This window comes from Legionella pelazae, from assembly GCF_052527395.1.
In genome coordinates, this window is the sequence record NZ_JBNVZS010000012.1 from 21,633 (window position 1) to 38,304 (window position 16,672).

Below are 16,672 nucleotides of genomic sequence, written 5' to 3' on the forward strand. Positions count from 1 at the left end.
CATAATGGGACAGAAAGTAAACCCAATAGGTATTCGTTTAGGTATTACTAAAGACTGGAATTCAAAATGGTACGCCAGTAAAACGTTTGCCAAATTATTAAACGAAGATATTAACTTAAGAAAAGAACTTAAGAAAAAATTTATGTCAGCTGCCGTCAGCCGGATACAAATTGAAAGACCAGCCAATAATGCAGTCGTAACTATTCATAGTGCTAGACCTGGTGTTTTAATTGGTAAGAAAGGAGGCGGTATTGAAGGTCTACGTAGTGAGATCGCAGCTAAGTTAAATGTACCTGTTCATTTGAACATTGAAGAAGTTCGCAAACCAGAGCTAGACTCTGTTTTAGTTGCAGAGAGTATTGCTCAGCAATTAGAACAACGAGTCATGTTTAGAAGAGCAATGAAGAGGGCTGTAACTTCGGCTATGAAAGCTGGTGCAAAAGGAATCAAGATTTGCGTTAGCGGCCGTCTTGGAGGAGCTGAAATTGCTCGTAGCGAATGGTATCGTGAAGGACGCGTTCCCTTACATACTTTTCGTGCAGACGTTGATTATGGCACTGCAGAAGCAAAAACAACGTACGGTATTATTGGCGTTAAAGTATGGATCTTTAAAGGTGAAGTGCTGCCACAAAAAAATCGTAACGTTGAAAGCAGTAAATGAATGAGGATTGTTAATCATGTTACAGCCTAAACGTACTAAATATAGAAAACAAATGAAAGGTCGCAATCGCGGTCTGGCATTGAAAGGTAATAAGGTCAGTTTTGGTGAGTTTGGTTTAAAAGCTTTAGAACGCGGACGTTTAACTGCTCGCCAAATTGAGGCTGCTCGACGAGCCATGACTCGTCACATTAAACGTGGAGGAAAAATATGGATTCGTGTTTTTCCCGATAAACCAATTACCCAAAAGCCTCTTGAAGTTCGTCAAGGTAAAGGTAAAGGAAGTGTAGAATATTGGGTTGCTCAAATTCAGCCTGGAAAGGTTTTATTTGAAATGGAAGGTGTGACTAGAGAATTGGCTATGGAAGCTTTTAATCTAGCGAAAGCAAAATTACCTTTCAAGGTTATCTTTGAAGAGCGGAAGGTGATGTAATGAAAGACAACAGCGAATTAAGAGAGCTTTCTCTAGAGCAGTTAAATGAAGAGTTACTTGATTTAAGAAAATTGCAGTTTAAATTAAGAATGAAAAAAGCAAATGGCTTATTAGAAAAAACTCATCCTATTAAAGAAGCGAGACGAGCCATTGCTAGAGTAAAAACAATTATGACGGAAAAGGTTGGAAAGACTTATGTCGAAAAATAGTGAATCTAATGCCAGAACGCTGGTTGGAAAAATCGTTAGCGATAAGATGCAAAAAACTATTGTAGTCATGGTCGAGCGTACAGTAAGGCATCCTAAGTACGGCAAAATTATAAAGAAAAGAACAAAATTACATGCCCATGATGAAAACGAGATAGGCAAAATTGGCAACACTGTTAAGATTCGTGAATCACGACCTCTCTCGAAAACTAAAAGTTGGGTTCTTGTTGAAGTTATTTCTTAATAGGTTGTAACGACTTTTAAAATTCAAAAAGGGCTGATATAATCAGCCACCTTTTTCTGGTCGTATTAAGAACTGGAGTTTATTATGATACAAATGCAGACGGTGCTTGATGTTGCTGATAACAGCGGCGCGCGCAAAGTGATGTGTATCAAAGTGCTAGGGGGCTCTCATCGCCGCTATGCACGAGTAGGAGATGTCATCAAAGTTAGTATTAAAGATGCAATTCCTAGAAGTAAAGTAAAAAAGGGTGCAGTCATGAAGGCTGTAGTGGTTAGAACTAGCCAGGGCGTTCGCCGCGATGATGGTTCACTTATTCGTTTTGATGGAAACGCAGCTGTTCTCTTAAATAACCAAAACGAGCCTATCGGTACCCGTATATTTGGTCCAGTAACACGCGAATTAAGGGAGAAATTTATGAAAATTATCTCTTTAGCCGCAGAAGTATTGTAAAAGGATAAAATTATGAAGCGTATCCGTTCTGGCGATACAGTCATTGTTATCACTGGTAAGAGTAAAGGGCATATTGGTAAAGTAACCCGCGTATTTGGTGACTCAGTGGTTGTTGAAGGCGCCAATTTGGTTAAAAAACACATTAAGCCTAATCCACAGGTCAATGATAAAGGTGGCATTCGCTCTATTGAAGCACCGCTGCATATTTCTAATGTCGCCTTATACAATCCTGCTTCAAAAAAAGCAGATAAAGTAGGTTTTAGAAACATAGAGAAAGATGGCAAAACATATAAAGTTAGATATTTCAAGTCTAACGATGAAGTAGTTGACTTAATCTAATTACGTAGGTGGCGGGAAATGGCAAGACTTAAAGAATATTATAAAAGCGAAGTAGTTGAAATGATGATGAAGAAGTTCGGCTACAAAAGCGTAATGCAAGTCCCTAAAATTGTTAAAATTACATTGAATATGGGTGTTGGTGAAGCAGTAGGTGATAAAAAGGTTATGAATCATGCTGTTGAAGATATGTCTTTGATTGCTGGTCAAAAACCAATTATAACTAAGGCTCGAAAATCATTGGCTGGTTTTAAAATCCGTGAAGGTTGGCCAATAGGCTGCAAAGTTACTTTACGAAAAAACCAAATGTATGAATTTTTAGATAGGCTAATTAGTATCGCTCTGCCACGCGTTCGTGACTTTCGTGGTCTCAGCCCTAAATCCTTTGACGGTACTGGTAACTATAGTATGGGGTTAAGCGAGCAAATCGTTTTTCCTGAAATTGATTTTGATAAAACTGACGGAATTAGGGGTTTAGATGTTTGCATTACAACTAGTGCTAAAACGAACGAAGAGGCAAAAGCTTTACTAGAAGCGTTTAATCTACCTTTAAAAGACAGAGACAAACATTAAAGAAGGGTATTACCGTGGCTAAAAAATCAATGCTCGAACGAGAAAAAAAGCGTGCAAAGCTGGTTGAAAAGTATAGACAAAGACGAGCTGAATTAAAGATATTAATCAAATCTTCAGAAGATTTTGATACAATTATGGATGCACAAGAGCGGTTAGCGAAACTGCCTGTTAATTCTAATCCGGTCCGTCATAGCACTCGATGCCAACAATGCGGCCGGCCTCACGCCGTATATAAAAAGTTCGGGCTTTGCAGAATTTGCTTACGGCAACAATTAATGAATGGTAATGTTACTGGCGGTCGTAAATCTAGCTGGTAATATCAAGACTATTGGAGAAAAAGAGTGAGTATGCATGATCCTGTAGCTGATATGCTGACCCGAATTCGAAATGGACAGCAGGCGAAACACCAAAGCGTTACTCTTCATTCATCAAAACTGAAAGAAGAAATCGCTCGTGTATTAAAAGAAGAAGGCTACATACTAGATTATAGTATTGAGTCTAGTAAGAATAATATTAAAAGTATTACTATCGATTTAAAATATTATCATGGTAGACCTGTAATCGAGCGGATTGAACGTATAAGCCGTCCTGGCTTAAGAGTTTATAAGCCTTTTAATGAATTATCAGCTATACCTGGATTTGGAATTGCCATTTTATCAACTTCTAAGGGTGTTATGACTCATGTGGCAGCTAAATCCCAACGGGTTGGTGGCGAAGTACTTTGTGAAATAGCTTAAAGTTTGCGAGGAATGATATGTCAAGAGTAGCAAAGGCCCCAATATCTCTACCCAATAATGTAGGGTTAACTGTAACGAAAGAATTTATGACCGTTAAGGGGCCAAAAGGGGAATTAACACAACCTTATAATAAATTAGTTGATATCTCTACTGACGGTTCAAATGTAGTAACATTCAAGCCTGCTTCTAAAGATCCTAAAAGTTGGGCTCATGCAGGCACTGCTAGAGCGTTACTCAATAATATGGTTAAAGGTGTAACTGAAGGTTTTACTATAACCTTGGAGCTGGTCGGTGTCGGTTATAGGGCACAAGCTAGTGGAAAGATACTTAATTTATCTTTAGGTTTTTCTCATCCAGTAGAATTTAAACTACCTGAAGGCGTAACAGCCGAAACACCAAATAATACTACTGTTAATTTACGTGGTATTGACAAACAGTTATTAGGTCAGGTTGCTTCCGAAATTAGAGCAATAAGAAAACCTGAACCTTATAAAGGCAAAGGTGTTAAATACGCTGGCGAATATATAGCTCGTAAAGAAGCTAAGAAGAAATAGGGTTTAAAATATGAGTAAACGAACTTCTCGTGTTCGACGTGGTATGAAAGCTAAAGCAATACAGCGAAATTGTAATCGTCCGCGTCTTGTTGTTTATCGTAGTGCATGTAACATCTATTCTCAGATTGTTATTGGAGGTGAAAACGGAGACGTTGTTTTAGTTTCTTGTTCAACACTTGATACTGAATTAAAACCTTCATTAAGCGGCACTAAAGTTGAGCAAGCCCATCAAGTTGGTAAACTACTTGGTGAAAGAGCTAAAGCTAAAGAAATTCTTAATGTAGCTTTTGATCGCTCTGGCTATAGGTATCATGGTCGTGTTAAAGCATTGGCCGATGGTGCACGTGCAGCTGGTTTGAATTTTTAAAGGAAAAGTAATGGCATTTGATGATTCTAAAGTAAACGAGGGCTACCAAGAGAAATTAGTTTCCGTTACTCGTACAGCCAAAGTTGTAAAGGGTGGCCGCGTTTTTGGCTTTGCTGTTTTAGTTGTAATTGGTGATGGTAAAGGTAAAGTTGGTTTTGGTCGTGGTAAAGCGCGCGAAGTTCCAGTAGCAATTCAAAAAGCTATGGAACAAGCGAGAAAGAATATGACTTATATTCCACTAGCCGGAAATACTATTCATCACGAAATTACTTGGAATTATGGTGCTTCAAAAGTATTTATGAAGCCAGCCAGCGAAGGTACTGGTATTATTGCTGGCGGTGCTATGCGTGCTGTTTTAGAAGTTTTAGGCGTGCAAAATATTTTAGCTAAAAGTATTGGTTCAACTAATCCTAGCAATATTGTAAGGGCTACTATTGGTGCCTTAACTAATATTGGCACTCCTGACTATGTTGCAGCGAAACGCGGTAAGTCAATTGAACAAATAACGGCAGATCAGCATGAGTAAAAATATTAAAATTACTTTAGTTAAAAGTATTATTGGTCGTAAGCCTAAGCACATTCAAATTGTTAAACAGCTTGGCTTAGGTAAATTAAATAGTTCTGTCATTCATGCAGATAATCCTTCTATTCGTGGGCTAGTGAATGCAGTTGAATATTTATTGAAAGTCGAGGAGTGCGCTTAAATGAACTTAAATTCACTTTCCCCTGATTATGGTTCACGAGCAGCGAAACGTCGCGTTGGCCGTGGCATTGGTTCAGGCTTAGGTAAAACAAGTGGAAGAGGTCACAAAGGCCAGAAAGCAAGAGCAGGCGGTTTTCACAAAATCAATTTTGAAGGCGGTCAAATGCCTATTCAACGTCGTTTACCTAAAATGGGCTTTAAGTCAAGAAATGGTAAATTAGTTGATGAAATTACTTTATCTGAGCTTGCAAAGTTAGATACTGATACTGTTGACATGAACAGTTTAAGAGAATTCGGTTTAATTAATAAACTTATTAAAGATGTAAAAATTATTCTTTCTGGCGAGATTACTAAGCCTTTAAAGATCAGAGGTCTTCGGATTACAAAGGGTGCGCGTGCAGCAATTGAACAAGCAGGTGGAAGCATAGAAGATTAATATGAATAGCAAAAAACAATTAACTAGCCAAACCAAAGGTGGGTTGGCAGAATTAAAAGCTAGGCTTTTATTTGTAGTTCTGGGTATTCTTGTGTATCGTCTAGGAGCGCATATTCCTGTTCCTGGACTAGATCCACAGAAATTAGCTAACTTCTTTGGCGAACAACAGAATACTATTTTTGGCTTGTTTAATATGTTTTCTGGTGGTGCATTATCTCGGGTTACAGTTTTTGCTATTGGGATAATGCCTTACATTTCTGCTTCAATTATAATTCAACTTTTTTCTGTTGTATCACCTAAGCTTGAGCAATTGAAAAAAGAAGGTGAATCTGGAAGGCGGAAAATAAATCAGTACACCCGCTATTTAACATTGGTTTTATCTATTTTTCAATCGCTAGGTATGGCTCGTTGGTTAGCTGGTCAGAACATTGCATTACATGCTGACATTTTTTTCTATTTTACAGCTGTAGTTACTTTGGCTACTGGTACGATGTTTCTGATGTGGCTGGGTGAGCAAATTACTGAAAAAGGTGTCGGTAATGGTATTTCCCTAATTATCTTTTCAGGAATAGTTTCAAGTATGCCTCATGCATTAGCTTCTATTTTTCAGCAAGTACGTGAAGGGCAGATGCAAGCGCTTACTTTAATTTTAATAGGTTTCATTGTAGTTGTCGTTACAGGATTTGTTGTGTTTATGGAAAGAGCGCAAAGACGAATTCGTGTAAATTATGCTCAGCGTACTCAAGGTCGAAAAGTCTATGCAGCTCAAACAAGCCATTTGCCCTTAAAAATAAACATGTCTGGAGTAATTCCACCTATTTTTGCTTCTAGTATTATTTTATTACCAGCTACCTTGGCTCAATTCTTTGCTAAAGGTAAGGGAATGGATTGGTTAGCTGATATTGGCATGGCACTTTCTCCTGGTCAGCCTCTTTACCTTATTGTTTATGGTGCCGCTATCTTATTTTTTGCCTTTTTCTATACTGCTCTTGTCTTTAATCCAAAAGATACTGCAGATAATTTAAAGAAGTCGGGCGCTTATATTCCTGGTATTCGGCCTGGTGAGCAAACAACACGTTATATTGATTCAGTTATGACGCGTTTAACATTAATAGGTGCTATCTATTTAGTTTTAGTATGCTTGTTACCACAAATTTTAATGTATACCTGGCACGTTCCCTTTTATTTTGGCGGGACTTCACTTTTAATCATTGTTGTCGTAATTATGGATTTTGTTGCGCAAGTACAAGCCCACTTAATGACTCAACAATATGATTCTTTGATGAGAAAGGCCAATTTTAGAGGCACAAAATTACCTGGTCTTTTATAAACAAATTTTTTGGAGTTATCAATGAAAGTTAGAGCATCAGTCAAGCGCCTATGCCGAAATTGTAAAATTATTAAGCGAAACGGAATAATTCGTGTTATTTGTAAGGATGCAAGGCATAAACAAAAGCAAGGTTAATAATTATTGCTTGATTTTGTATCAATAAAATAGTATTCTTCTGTCCCTTTCTGGCAGAGCAAAATAACGTACGGAGAGATTAATGGCTCGTATTGCAGGTGTAAATATACCAGATAATAAACATATTGTTATTGCATTAACGTCAATTTATGGTATTGGTAAAACAACTTCAAAAAAATTATGCCAAGCTGTGGGGGTTGATCCAGCCACTAAAGTTTCTCAAATTCCTGAGGAATTGCTTGAAGCGTTACGTGCTGAAATTGCAAAAATGACAATCGAAGGTGATTTACGCCGTGTTGTTACGATGAATATTAAGCGTCTAATGGACTTAGGTTGTTATCGAGGCTTACGTCACCGTCGAGGTCTTCCTTTACGCGGGCAGCGTACTAAAACTAATGCGCGTACTCGTAAAGGTCGTCGCAAAGGCGTAAGTAAATAATTATTTTAGGAAATTGAGATGGCTACAGCTAAAGCAAAGCAACAAAAGACCAGAAAAAAAGTTAAACGTGTCGTTTCTGACGGTATTGTGCATGTACATGCATCCTTTAATAACACTATTGTTACTTTCACAGATCGGCAAGGTAATGCTCTTTGTTGGGCAACCTCTGGCGGATCTGGATTTCGCGGTTCAAGAAAGAGTACTCCTTATGCTGCTCAGGTAGCTACTGAACGCGCCTCTGCAATTGCTAAGGAATTTGGTATGAAATCTGTGGCTGTATTTGTCCACGGGCCTGGACCTGGACGCGAATCGACAATTCGTGAATTAATATCTCAAGATTTCAAAATTGTTGAAATTACCGATGTTACAGGCATACCTCACAATGGTTGCAAGCCCCCTAAAAAACGTCGCGTTTAAAGATTCAGGAGTGATTAATGGCTAGATATCTTGGTCCTAAGTGTAAACAATCTCGTAGAGAGGGCATTGATCTTCTTACAAAAAGTGCAGTACGAGATTTTAAATCTAAATGTAAAGCAGATAAATTACCAGGTCAACATGGTGGTTCTAAACCTCGTTTAAGTGACTATGGTCTTCAGTTACGTGAAAAGCAGAAATTACGTCGCTATTATGGCGTTTTAGAAAAGCAATTTCGTAATTATTATAAAGCAGCTGCTCGTAAGAAAGGTTCTACTGGCGAGAACTTGATGGTATTACTTGAAAGTCGTCTTGACAATATTGTCTATCGTATGGGATTTGCTAGTACCCGTGCTGAGGCAAGACAACTTGTAAGTCATAAAGCAGTTTTAGTGAATGATCAAGTAGTTAATATTCCATCTTATCTTGTTAAACCTGGTGATGTTATTGCTATTCGTCAACGAGCTAAAGAGCAAGGTCGTATTAAAGCAGCTATTGCTTTATCTGAGCAAAGAGCACCATGCGATTGGTTAACAGTAGATTCTAATTCGTTAAAAGGTACATTTGCTTCTGCTCCTAGTATCAATGACTTGTCGTCTGATTTTAACGTCAATTTAGTTGTAGAACTTTACTCTAAGTAAGATCTGGAGACATTGTCTAATGTATGAAATTAATGAAATGCTGACACCCACTGTACTTAAAGTACAGGCGAACACTAAACATCATTCTCGTATTGTACTTGAACCTTTAGAGCGTGGATATGGTCATACTTTAGGAAATGCATTACGAAGAATTCTTCTTTCATCTATGCCAGGTTGGGCAATCACTGAAGTAGCAATTGACGGTGTCTTGCATGAATATAGTACAATAGAGGGCGTTCGTGAAGACGTTGTTGACATACTCTTAAATTTAAAACAAGTTGCAATCAAAATTGCTGCTGGCCGTGAAGCAACTCTTACTTTAAATAAAGTTGGACCTTGTGTTGTTACTGCCGGTGATATTGAATTGTCAGCTGATCAAGAAATTGTCAATCCTGAACACGTTATTGCTACATTAAACGAAAATGGCCAACTCAATATGACAATGAAAGTAGAGCGAGGAATTGGTTTTCACACAACCGATAACGCCGGCTCTATATTCGAAGAAGAAACTGCTCAGAAATCTGTTGGTAAGCTTAAACTTGATAATAGTTTTTCACCTGTGGTTAAAGTTGCCTATTTTGTTGATAGTGCTCGCGTAGAAAATCGAACTGATCTAGATAAATTAACTATTGATTTATTTACTAATGGTACTTTAGATCCTGAAGAAGCTATTCGAATTTCTGCCTCTATTCTACAACGTCAGCTCCATGCCTTTGTTGATATGAAATTTGAGGAGTCTCGTACTGATAACAAAGAGCGTAATGACTTTGATCCAATTTTGTTAAGACCAGTGGATGATTTAGAACTTACTGTTCGTTCAGCTAACTGCTTAAAAGCTGAAAATATTTATTATATTGGCGATTTAGTGCAAAAGACTGAAAATGAATTGTTAAAGACGCCTAATTTAGGTAAGAAGTCACTTACAGAAATTAAAGACGTGCTTGCTTCTCGCTCATTGTCTTTAGGAATGAAACTTGAAAATTGGCCTCCAGCTAATCTAGGCGATTAATATTAGGAGTTTAAGATGCGTCACCGTAATGCCGGCCGAAATTTTAGCCGAACTAGTAGCCATCGTAAAGCGATGTTTTCGAATATGTGCTGCTCTTTAATTGAACATGAATTAATTAAGACTACACTTCCCAAAGCAAAAGAACTACGTCGTTATTTAGAGCCATTAATTACTGTTAGTAAGAAAGATTCAGTTGCCTCTAGAAGACATGTTTTTGATAAATTACGCTCTAAAAGCGCTGTAGGTAAATTATTTACTGTTCTAGGGCCTCGTTTTTCCGAAAGACCTGGCGGCTATGTACGCATTTTAAAATGCGGTTTCCGTCCTGGCGATAATGCGCCTATGGCTGTAGTTGAACTTGTTGATCGTCCCGTACAAACAGACGAGAGTGATTCTGAAGAATAGATTTAATTTTTTTGCAAGCCCACACAATGTGGGCTTTTTATTTTTATAAGTTCTGTATTTTTTATATTGTCTTTAATGTTTTAACGCTGCCTTTAAAGTTCTGCATTAATCTAATGATAGGGCGTACTTTCATTTAATAAAAAATAATTATACTATCTGCTTCTATTTTCTCTTTTACTTGTAAGTGAAATTTGCATGTCAGCAAGAAGCTTTAAATGGGCCTTAATTGATATTGAAACAACAGGCTTACATGTTAAACAAGATAAAATTATTGAAATAGCGGTAATTATTTTAACTGAGAAAGGAGTAGAAGCTACCTGGCATAGTTTAATTAATCCTGAGCGGTCTATTCCTGAACAGATTATAAAATTAACTGGAATAGATAATAACTTAGTCCAAAGCGCTTCAACTTTTAACGTCATTGCTGAGGAGTTAATATTACTTTTGCAGGGATGCGTATTAGTAGCGCATAATGCTCGCTTTGATTATAGTTTTTTAAAAAGTGCTTTTAAAGTATGCGAGCTCTCTTTTCAAATGCCTGTTTTATGTTCTATAAAATTATTAAAAGATTTCTATCCTGCTCTTAAGAGTTATAAGTTATCTGCTATAGCAAAAGCTTTTTTTCTTTCTAAAGATGTTATTCATAGAGCGCAGGATGATGTTAATTTATTACGAAAAATAATAGATCGTCTGATTCAAGAATTTTCGTTAATAGAGGTACTTAAAAAAGCAAAAAAAGCCTATCAACAGCCGAGTATTCCTTCAACTTTAATAACGGACTGTAGTACCTTTCCGGAGACACCCGGTGTGTATATATTTTATGGAAATGAAAAAACTTTACCTTTATATATTGGTAAAAGTATTTCGCTTAGACAAAGAATATTATCTCATTTTCAAGCTGATCATGCTCATGCAAAAGAGTTTGCTTTATCCCAACAAGTTAAACATATTGAAATCATTCCTACAGCAGGTGAGTTAAGTGCTTTACTTTTGGAGTCAGCACTTATTAAAGAAAGAATGCCATTATATAATCGTCGTCTGAGAAAGAAGAAAAGCTTAGTTACTATAAGAGCAATGAGGGTAGATGGTTATATAACTTTAGCGGCCATGCGAACTACAGTGGAAGATGAGTCTGAAATGGTAACAAATGATTTATATGGTGCTTTTAGAAGTATAAGTGCAGCTAAAAAAATGTTGCTGTATTGGATCAAAGAATTTGGTCTTTGCGCGAAACTTTGTAACCTTGAACAAACAAGGCATGCTTGCTTCTCTTATCAATTAAAAAAATGTCAGGGTGCTTGCATACATGCTGAGACTTACGAAATTTATAATAAGCGTGTTGAAGAAGCTTTAAGGCAATATAAACGCGAAACTTGGCCTTATAAGGGCAGTATTGCTATTAAAGAAGAAGATAAAGGTAATAAAATGACGCAATATTTAGTTTTTGATCAATGGCATTATCTTGGCTCAGTCAATACTGAAGCAGAACTAGGTGCTTTAAAGAAGAATAAGAAGCAACTGGCAGATACTTTTGATGATTACAAAATATTATTAGCTTTCCTTAAAAACAAACATAATAAATTAGACATTTTGGAATTAAACAACTCTTAAGATTTGTTTAAGATCCCCATCATTAATAATTTGATTAAATGATTTAGTAATGAACTTGCAGTCAGTTGATAGTTCAAGAAAACGCCTTTGAAGGTCAATATTTGCTATAGGATTAATGACAATAATTTCTTTTTTTGCAATGTCAGATTTAGATAATATGGCTTTAATATGAACGTCGGCTTCTGGAAGAGAGTACCCGATAAAAACTATCTTTTTTGCTACCCGAATTTCAGCGCTGGCTTCATTTAACATCTGACTTATAATAGGATGCATTAAATTTTTATTATAAGAAGGTGGAATAATTAAGCTTTTCATAGCATTGCCATCTAGTGAGCAAAAATTTGAATTGGTTTCCGTTAGTAAATCAGTTGTACTGGGGCTACTTGCAAACTCGTTCTCTTTCTCCCAGGCCCTTAATATTAGTTGATTGCAACAATTACAATATTTCCAATTTAAGCTCCCATGCAATTTAATATATTTTATTCTTAATGGGTAACTGGCAGAGGTTGATAAAATAGGTTTCTGGGGATTTACCCACCAATCAGAGGGATGTAAATATTCAAAATTGTAATTTGCAAGAGGATAACGATAATCTAGATAACAATTAAGCGGGTATAAGACAGAAAATGCATCTTCAGCTAACGTGTCATAGTTAACAGTAATAATAGAAATATTTTGCTGAAGTACGAAAATTTGCTTCCAGAACTCTTTTAAAACAATACTTTTTCTTCGAGCACTCGCACCAATAATATAATAGATTAATTTAATTAAACTTTCTCTTAAGTAAATAATATACTCTAAAGTATATAAGCCACTTAAACTCTCTCCGCGCATAATAAAGTATTCAATAAATCCAAATATTTGTTCTAGAGGCGGAAAACAATCTTTGTTTAAATCACAGATAAAGTAAGTTTTAATAAAATCGGTGACAATTTTATAAAGATTAGATTTTTCATAATGATCATTTCTAAAGTTAAATAGTAGAGGAATAATATTTTTTTGTAATGGTGCTCCATCAGCGATAGATGCTCCTGCGCCTAAAAAAAATACCGCATCTCGTATCATAGGGTATTCATGATAGATATTACGGTTAAAGTAAACAGCTTCCTTAGGATCGTGAGGATAAGACTTGGAAGATATATTTAGGGCTTGCTTATATAATTCAGAGAGTGATTTGCCATCTTTATTATGCCAAACTACCCAGCCATTTATAGGACGGGCATCGCCTATACTAAGTAAGTATTGAATGGCAGCGAAGCTAGGATTTAAATAGGCGGTTCCCACTAATAAACCTTTCGCTGTTACCTTCGCTTCAAACTTATAAGTTTTATGATTGTTAGCTAAATAGTCAAAAAATAAAGTCTCATTTAAATGAATTAATTTTTTTTTCAGCAATAATTGATAGATAGAGAACGCTTCCGATTTTTTTGCTCGCATAAGAACAATCATTATTTGAATTATATAATTTAGTGTAACAAACTTTATAATCAAATTCCGCTTAGGTCATGTTTAACAACGCGTTAAAAGTAAAATCTACAAGTTATGTAAAAGCTCTATTAAACATATTTTTGTCTAGTCATTACCCTGTTTTACGGTATTTAATTTGTTTCTAAAGTTAAAACGAAATTTGCTGTTTATAGTGAGTAGACGTTAGAATTGAGATCTAATTTCTCTTATCTGCCATTTCATTAAAGTAAGGTTTAGTGACGCATAGGCTCTTTGCCTAAGCTTAAACAGGGTAGAGGTCGTGCCAATTATTAATTTGGCACGGGAAATTTGAAGCTATAAAGTTATTGCCAGGCCGACCTAAATCTTTTAATAAACAGGCTCTTAATTAAGCAAACTTAAAATAATACATGAAGTTTGACATGACGTGACGTAATGTTAAACACTATCCAATTAAAATGGAATATCATCATCTAATTCTGCAAAAGCATCTTCTGCTGGATTTTTGCGATTAGTTGATTGGTAAGAAGGTTGTTGCTGCTGAGGAGGCGCTGATTGCGTATCATCATAGCCAGCTGAGCCACCACCTACTTTACTATCAAGCATTTGCACATCAGTAGCAATAATTTCAGTTGTGTAGCGATCTTGACCTTGCTGATCTTGCCATTTACGAGTACGAAGGCTACCTTCAATATATAGTTTAGAACCTTTACGCACATATTCGCCAGCAATTTCCCCTAAACGGTTAAAGCAAACAACACGATGCCACTCAGTTCGCTCTTGCTTATCACCACTTTGCTTATCCTTCCAAGTTTCACTGGTGGCTATTGATAGGGTAGCAACAGCATTGCCATTAGGCATGTACCGGACTTCGGGATCACTACCAACGTTACCTATTAAGATGACCTTATTAATTCCACGAGCCATTAAATTCTCCTGCTTGCGAGATAGTTAGAGCAAACATTATAGCCAATATAAGCTGATTTTCGAAGGTTTATAAGTAATAATCTACTCTAAAATTAAGATGATAAATAAATTAATATGCTATATAGCATACTCATTTATCGATAATGGTTTAGGATTTTTTCAGCACTTCCGGCCCTATAAATTGCTTTATTAGCGCTTACATAAACTGTATTTTCTTCGCTTGCAATAATAACATTAATTACACCTGGTAAGGATTGTAATGTACTTATTAATTTTTTTTCTATATATTTATCAATATTAGGTTTAGCAAGAACGATATTAATTTGATGTGAATGAATAGTCATTGGTAGAGCAATAATAAACCATATTAATCCTAATAAAGCATTAGTAATAAAAATAGCGTGAATACCTATATACTGATATAAAATACCAGCGCTAAAGCCGCCAATAAAAATCCCCAAAAACTGACAACTGGAGTAGACACCCATGGCAGTTCCTTTATTATTTGCACTTGCTTGTTTAGATATTAATGAAGGTAAACTTGCTTCAAGAATGTTAAAAGCAGTGAAATAAAATAGCATAGTAAAGCAAAAAAAGATCCACTCATTATGTAAAAATACAAGAATAAATTGGGCCCCAGCAGTTAATATTACAGCAGATAAAAAAATAGGTTTCATAAATTGCTTTTTTTCGGCGAGAAAAATAAGCGGTACCATAAATATAAAAGAGGAGATCATTAACGGTAAATAAAAGTGCCATTGTTGGGTTAAATGGCCTAGCTTTAAGTGTTGCTGTAACAATAGAGGAATAGCAAAGAACGTAGCAGTTAAAATAAAATGTTGCAGAAAAATACCAAGATCTAAACGTTGTAAATCTCTATCGGTCAGCGTCGTTTTTAAGAGTGATACTTTAGCCTCACTATCTGTATGAAAACGCTGTTTTTGCGGATTAGGAATCACGCCATAGAGCATTACTAAACCGAGAAGTGCTAACAGTGTAGTTAGATAAAAAATACCAGCCAGACCATAATAGTGTGCAATTGCAGGACTAATTACCATAGCTAAACTAAAAGAAATACCTATGGTCATACCGATAACAGCCATTGCTCGGGTTCGTTCTTCATCAGCTGTTAAATCGGCAAGTAAGGCAATTAACACACTGCCAATAGCGCCCATACCCTGTAAGATGCGGGCAATAATCATCCCATAAATAGAATGTGTTAAAGCACCTACTAAGCTGCCAATGGCGAATAAAATTAAACCAATGGCTATAATTTTTTTTCTACCATAGTAATCAGATAAAATGCCAAAGGGCATTTGTAATAATCCTTGACTTAAGCCATAGCTGCCTAGGGCAATGCCAATTAAAGTAGGTGTGGCATAATTTAATTGATTAGCAAGGACTGTAAATACTGGGATTAGCATAAACAGGCCTAACATGCGAAATGAGAAAATAGCTGCGATTGGAAAAGCGCTTTTTAACCAAGAATGTTTCATGTAAATCTAAATGACTATGTTGATCATGAAATAGTACAAAGTTGAGCAGTTATGCACAAGTTGTTTTTTTGCTACAAGAAAAGTTAAATCAGAGTAGTGTGTCTTTGCCGCAGTTGGGATCCATTATCACGTTATCTGACAGATTTCCCATCAATCTGTTTTTCCCGCGTAGGTGGAGGTCCATTCTGCAAATACAGCAGAGCTTGCCTAAGAGCTAGTTTTCTGCTTGCGCAGGAATGACACAAATAGGATCAAACAGGCGAGTATCTAGTTGCTAACTTACGCTTTGGGATAAGTTAACATTGACAGTTAATAATATTGACGATAGTTTTGGTTCTCTATTTAAATTTTGGGCGATAATATGAGTCTTGTTTTTAATAATAAGGTGGCATTAATTACAGGCGGTGCTCGGGGTATAGGCCGTGCTACTGCAATAAAGTTAGCTAAAGCAGGTAGCGATATTGCCATTGTTTACTATAGTAGCTCAGATGAAGCACAACAATTAGTAGTTGAAATCCAAGAGCTTGGCTGCAAGGCAATAGCCTTACAGGCAGATGTGGCTGATCATCAGTCAGTTAAAGATATGTTTGTAGCGTTTCGCAAGACATTCAATGAACTTCATTTTTTAATTAGTAATGCTGCAAGTGGCGTGCTTAAATCGGCCTTAAAAATGTCGACAAAGCATTGGCGTTGGTGCCTAGAAACAAATGCCCTGGCTTTAAATCATTTAGTACAAGAAGCAAAAGATTTAATGCCTAAGGGCAGCGCTGTTATTGCTCTGTCTAGTTTAGGCGCGCATCGGGCTATTCCTAATTATGCCTTCATCGGTGCCTCGAAAGCAGCATTAGAGGCGTTAGTTCGTTCGCTTAGTCTTGAGTTAGCACCATTTGATATTCGTGTTAATACCGTTTCTGCTGGCGTAGTCGATACTGATGCACTGAAATATTTTCCCAATCGTGAGCAATTACTTGATGAATCACAATCCCGCTCATTGGCTTCTCGGCCTTTAACGCCAGAAGATGTGGCTAATGCTATCTACCTTTTATGTCTACCTGAGGCTCAAATGATCAATGCGCATACCTTAGTTGTTGATGCCGGCTATAGCCAAGTAGGTTAGTTGCT

The 16,672-nt window shown here is 36.5% G+C and carries 26 protein-coding genes; 23 read left to right on the forward strand and 3 right to left on the reverse strand.

Translation table 11 applies throughout. From position 1 onward, the window contains the following. Window positions 1–4: 4 nt before the first annotated feature. The 22 genes from rpsC (at window position 5) to ACQUW5_RS11875 (ending at window position 11,681) form a co-directional block, all read left to right on the forward strand. On the forward strand, window positions 5–661 hold the full coding sequence (gene rpsC / locus ACQUW5_RS11770; RefSeq protein ID WP_444991443.1) for a 30S ribosomal protein S3: 657 nt from the start codon (window positions 5–7) through the stop codon (window positions 659–661). Window positions 662–677: 16 nt separating this feature from the next. Then, window positions 678–1,091 (forward strand): 50S ribosomal protein L16, encoded by a 414-nt coding sequence (gene rplP, locus ACQUW5_RS11775; RefSeq protein WP_444991444.1) that lies wholly within the window; start codon window positions 678–680, stop codon window positions 1,089–1,091. After that, the gene (gene rpmC, locus ACQUW5_RS11780; protein ID WP_444991445.1) at window positions 1,091–1,300 is read left to right on the forward strand and encodes a 50S ribosomal protein L29; all 210 of its coding nucleotides are present in this window, start codon (window positions 1,091–1,093) and stop codon (window positions 1,298–1,300) included. Before rplP ends, rpmC begins: the two co-directional genes overlap by 1 nt. After that, the gene (rpsQ, locus tag ACQUW5_RS11785) at window positions 1,287–1,541 is read left to right on the forward strand and encodes a 30S ribosomal protein S17 (RefSeq protein ID WP_444991446.1); all 255 of its coding nucleotides are present in this window, start codon (window positions 1,287–1,289) and stop codon (window positions 1,539–1,541) included. The genes rpmC and rpsQ overlap by 14 nt, the downstream gene beginning before the upstream one ends. Before the next feature lie 84 nt (window positions 1,542–1,625). Next, on the forward strand, window positions 1,626–1,991 hold the full coding sequence (gene rplN, locus ACQUW5_RS11790; RefSeq protein ID WP_115329935.1) for a 50S ribosomal protein L14: 366 nt from the start codon (window positions 1,626–1,628) through the stop codon (window positions 1,989–1,991). A gap of 12 nt (window positions 1,992–2,003) precedes the next feature. Then, on the forward strand, window positions 2,004–2,330 hold the full coding sequence (rplX, locus tag ACQUW5_RS11795) for a 50S ribosomal protein L24 (RefSeq protein WP_444991447.1): 327 nt from the start codon (window positions 2,004–2,006) through the stop codon (window positions 2,328–2,330). Window positions 2,331–2,348: 18 nt separating this feature from the next. After that, window positions 2,349–2,900, forward strand: coding sequence for a 50S ribosomal protein L5 (gene rplE / locus ACQUW5_RS11800; RefSeq protein WP_444991448.1), 552 nt, complete (start codon window positions 2,349–2,351; stop codon window positions 2,898–2,900). A 14-nt stretch (window positions 2,901–2,914) separates the two neighbouring features. Beyond that, entirely contained in the window at window positions 2,915–3,217 is a 303-nt protein-coding gene (gene rpsN / locus ACQUW5_RS11805) for a 30S ribosomal protein S14 (RefSeq protein ID WP_444991449.1), read from the forward strand. A gap of 30 nt (window positions 3,218–3,247) precedes the next feature. Continuing rightward, on the forward strand, window positions 3,248–3,637 hold the full coding sequence (gene rpsH, locus ACQUW5_RS11810) for a 30S ribosomal protein S8 (RefSeq protein WP_444991531.1): 390 nt from the start codon (window positions 3,248–3,250) through the stop codon (window positions 3,635–3,637). Window positions 3,638–3,654: 17 nt separating this feature from the next. Beyond that, entirely contained in the window at window positions 3,655–4,191 is a 537-nt protein-coding gene (gene rplF, locus ACQUW5_RS11815) for a 50S ribosomal protein L6 (protein ID WP_444991450.1), read from the forward strand. A 10-nt stretch (window positions 4,192–4,201) separates the two neighbouring features. Continuing rightward, window positions 4,202–4,558, forward strand: coding sequence for a 50S ribosomal protein L18 (gene rplR, locus ACQUW5_RS11820; RefSeq protein WP_444991451.1), 357 nt, complete (start codon window positions 4,202–4,204; stop codon window positions 4,556–4,558). A gap of 10 nt (window positions 4,559–4,568) precedes the next feature. Next, window positions 4,569–5,084: a 30S ribosomal protein S5 gene (gene rpsE, locus ACQUW5_RS11825; protein ID WP_444991452.1), complete on the forward strand. Its 516-nt coding sequence runs from the start codon at window positions 4,569–4,571 to the stop codon at window positions 5,082–5,084. Beyond that, a complete protein-coding gene (rpmD, locus tag ACQUW5_RS11830; RefSeq protein ID WP_444991453.1) occupies window positions 5,077–5,262 on the forward strand; it encodes a 50S ribosomal protein L30 in 186 nt (61 codons plus the stop codon). The genes rpsE and rpmD overlap by 8 nt, the downstream gene beginning before the upstream one ends. Next, window positions 5,263–5,697, forward strand: a complete 435-nt coding sequence (gene rplO, locus ACQUW5_RS11835) for a 50S ribosomal protein L15 (protein ID WP_444991454.1) — start codon at window positions 5,263–5,265, stop codon at window positions 5,695–5,697. 1 nt (window position 5,698) lies between these two features. Beyond that, a complete protein-coding gene (gene secY / locus ACQUW5_RS11840; RefSeq protein WP_444991455.1) occupies window positions 5,699–7,027 on the forward strand; it encodes a preprotein translocase subunit SecY in 1,329 nt (442 codons plus the stop codon). Window positions 7,028–7,048: 21 nt separating this feature from the next. Continuing rightward, window positions 7,049–7,162, forward strand: coding sequence for a 50S ribosomal protein L36 (gene rpmJ / locus ACQUW5_RS11845; protein ID WP_115329957.1), 114 nt, complete (start codon window positions 7,049–7,051; stop codon window positions 7,160–7,162). 82 nt (window positions 7,163–7,244) lie between these two features. Further along, window positions 7,245–7,601 carry a 30S ribosomal protein S13 gene (gene rpsM, locus ACQUW5_RS11850; RefSeq protein WP_444991457.1) on the forward strand — a complete coding sequence of 119 codons (357 nt, stop codon included), beginning with the start codon at window positions 7,245–7,247 and terminating at the stop codon, window positions 7,599–7,601. A gap of 18 nt (window positions 7,602–7,619) precedes the next feature. Next, a complete protein-coding gene (gene rpsK, locus ACQUW5_RS11855; RefSeq protein WP_444991458.1) occupies window positions 7,620–8,018 on the forward strand; it encodes a 30S ribosomal protein S11 in 399 nt (132 codons plus the stop codon). A gap of 17 nt (window positions 8,019–8,035) precedes the next feature. Then, the gene (rpsD, locus tag ACQUW5_RS11860; protein ID WP_444991459.1) at window positions 8,036–8,656 is read left to right on the forward strand and encodes a 30S ribosomal protein S4; all 621 of its coding nucleotides are present in this window, start codon (window positions 8,036–8,038) and stop codon (window positions 8,654–8,656) included. Between the two features lie 19 nt (window positions 8,657–8,675). Beyond that, window positions 8,676–9,665, forward strand: a complete 990-nt coding sequence (locus ACQUW5_RS11865) for a DNA-directed RNA polymerase subunit alpha (RefSeq protein ID WP_444991460.1) — start codon at window positions 8,676–8,678, stop codon at window positions 9,663–9,665. Window positions 9,666–9,680: 15 nt separating this feature from the next. After that, window positions 9,681–10,070: a 50S ribosomal protein L17 gene (gene rplQ, locus ACQUW5_RS11870; RefSeq protein ID WP_444991461.1), complete on the forward strand. Its 390-nt coding sequence runs from the start codon at window positions 9,681–9,683 to the stop codon at window positions 10,068–10,070. 195 nt (window positions 10,071–10,265) lie between these two features. Then, window positions 10,266–11,681 (forward strand): 3'-5' exonuclease family protein, encoded by a 1,416-nt coding sequence (locus ACQUW5_RS11875; protein WP_444991462.1) that lies wholly within the window; start codon window positions 10,266–10,268, stop codon window positions 11,679–11,681. Here ACQUW5_RS11875 and ACQUW5_RS11880 read toward each other — a convergent pair. The 3 genes from ACQUW5_RS11880 to ACQUW5_RS11890 all read right to left on the reverse strand — a co-directional run bounded on the left by ACQUW5_RS11880 (window position 11,667) and on the right by ACQUW5_RS11890 (window position 15,550). Then, window positions 11,667–13,118: a hypothetical protein gene (locus ACQUW5_RS11880; protein WP_444991463.1), complete on the reverse strand. Its 1,452-nt coding sequence runs from the start codon at window positions 13,116–13,118 to the stop codon at window positions 11,667–11,669. The genes ACQUW5_RS11875 and ACQUW5_RS11880 overlap by 15 nt on opposite strands. Window positions 13,119–13,580: 462 nt before the next feature. Then, a complete protein-coding gene (gene ssb / locus ACQUW5_RS11885) occupies window positions 13,581–14,054 on the reverse strand; it encodes a single-stranded DNA-binding protein (protein WP_444991464.1) in 474 nt (157 codons plus the stop codon). A 134-nt stretch (window positions 14,055–14,188) separates the two neighbouring features. Further along, the gene (locus tag ACQUW5_RS11890; RefSeq protein ID WP_444991465.1) at window positions 14,189–15,550 is read right to left on the reverse strand and encodes an MFS transporter; all 1,362 of its coding nucleotides are present in this window, start codon (window positions 15,548–15,550) and stop codon (window positions 14,189–14,191) included. A 361-nt stretch (window positions 15,551–15,911) separates the two neighbouring features. On the opposite strand from ACQUW5_RS11890, the gene fabL reads away from it, so the two are divergent. Beyond that, window positions 15,912–16,667 (forward strand): enoyl-[acyl-carrier-protein] reductase FabL, encoded by a 756-nt coding sequence (gene fabL / locus ACQUW5_RS11895; RefSeq protein WP_444991466.1) that lies wholly within the window; start codon window positions 15,912–15,914, stop codon window positions 16,665–16,667. Window positions 16,668–16,672: the final 5 nt, after the last annotated feature.

Excerpts from the sequence above, each read along its gene's own strand:
- rpsC (WP_444991443.1), top strand. The coding sequence starts at position 5 with ATGGGACAGAAAGTAAACCCAATAGGTATTCGTTTAGGTATTACTAAA.
- rplP (WP_444991444.1), top strand. The coding sequence starts at position 678 with ATGTTACAGCCTAAACGTACTAAATATAGAAAACAAATGAAAGGTCGC.
- rpmC (WP_444991445.1), top strand. The coding sequence starts at position 1,091 with ATGAAAGACAACAGCGAATTAAGAGAGCTTTCTCTAGAGCAGTTAAAT.
- rpsQ (WP_444991446.1), top strand. The coding sequence starts at position 1,287 with ATGTCGAAAAATAGTGAATCTAATGCCAGAACGCTGGTTGGAAAAATC.
- rplN (WP_115329935.1), top strand. The coding sequence starts at position 1,626 with ATGATACAAATGCAGACGGTGCTTGATGTTGCTGATAACAGCGGCGCG.
- rplX (WP_444991447.1), top strand. The coding sequence starts at position 2,004 with ATGAAGCGTATCCGTTCTGGCGATACAGTCATTGTTATCACTGGTAAG.
- rplE (WP_444991448.1), top strand. The coding sequence starts at position 2,349 with ATGGCAAGACTTAAAGAATATTATAAAAGCGAAGTAGTTGAAATGATG.
- rpsH (WP_444991531.1), top strand. The coding sequence starts at position 3,248 with ATGCATGATCCTGTAGCTGATATGCTGACCCGAATTCGAAATGGACAG.
- rplF (WP_444991450.1), top strand. The coding sequence starts at position 3,655 with ATGTCAAGAGTAGCAAAGGCCCCAATATCTCTACCCAATAATGTAGGG.
- rplR (WP_444991451.1), top strand. The coding sequence starts at position 4,202 with ATGAGTAAACGAACTTCTCGTGTTCGACGTGGTATGAAAGCTAAAGCA.
- rpsE (WP_444991452.1), top strand. The coding sequence starts at position 4,569 with ATGGCATTTGATGATTCTAAAGTAAACGAGGGCTACCAAGAGAAATTA.
- rpmD (WP_444991453.1), top strand. The coding sequence starts at position 5,077 with ATGAGTAAAAATATTAAAATTACTTTAGTTAAAAGTATTATTGGTCGT.
- rplO (WP_444991454.1), top strand. The coding sequence starts at position 5,263 with ATGAACTTAAATTCACTTTCCCCTGATTATGGTTCACGAGCAGCGAAA.
- secY (WP_444991455.1), top strand. The coding sequence starts at position 5,699 with ATGAATAGCAAAAAACAATTAACTAGCCAAACCAAAGGTGGGTTGGCA.
- rpmJ (WP_115329957.1), top strand. The coding sequence starts at position 7,049 with ATGAAAGTTAGAGCATCAGTCAAGCGCCTATGCCGAAATTGTAAAATT.
- rpsM (WP_444991457.1), top strand. The coding sequence starts at position 7,245 with ATGGCTCGTATTGCAGGTGTAAATATACCAGATAATAAACATATTGTT.
- rpsK (WP_444991458.1), top strand. The coding sequence starts at position 7,620 with ATGGCTACAGCTAAAGCAAAGCAACAAAAGACCAGAAAAAAAGTTAAA.
- rpsD (WP_444991459.1), top strand. The coding sequence starts at position 8,036 with ATGGCTAGATATCTTGGTCCTAAGTGTAAACAATCTCGTAGAGAGGGC.
- ACQUW5_RS11865 (WP_444991460.1), top strand. The coding sequence starts at position 8,676 with ATGTATGAAATTAATGAAATGCTGACACCCACTGTACTTAAAGTACAG.
- rplQ (WP_444991461.1), top strand. The coding sequence starts at position 9,681 with ATGCGTCACCGTAATGCCGGCCGAAATTTTAGCCGAACTAGTAGCCAT.
- ACQUW5_RS11875 (WP_444991462.1), top strand. The coding sequence starts at position 10,266 with ATGTCAGCAAGAAGCTTTAAATGGGCCTTAATTGATATTGAAACAACA.
- ACQUW5_RS11880 (WP_444991463.1), bottom strand. The coding sequence starts at position 13,118 with ATGCGAGCAAAAAAATCGGAAGCGTTCTCTATCTATCAATTATTGCTG.
- ssb (WP_444991464.1), bottom strand. The coding sequence starts at position 14,054 with ATGGCTCGTGGAATTAATAAGGTCATCTTAATAGGTAACGTTGGTAGT.
- ACQUW5_RS11890 (WP_444991465.1), bottom strand. The coding sequence starts at position 15,550 with ATGAAACATTCTTGGTTAAAAAGCGCTTTTCCAATCGCAGCTATTTTC.
- fabL (WP_444991466.1), top strand. The coding sequence starts at position 15,912 with ATGAGTCTTGTTTTTAATAATAAGGTGGCATTAATTACAGGCGGTGCT.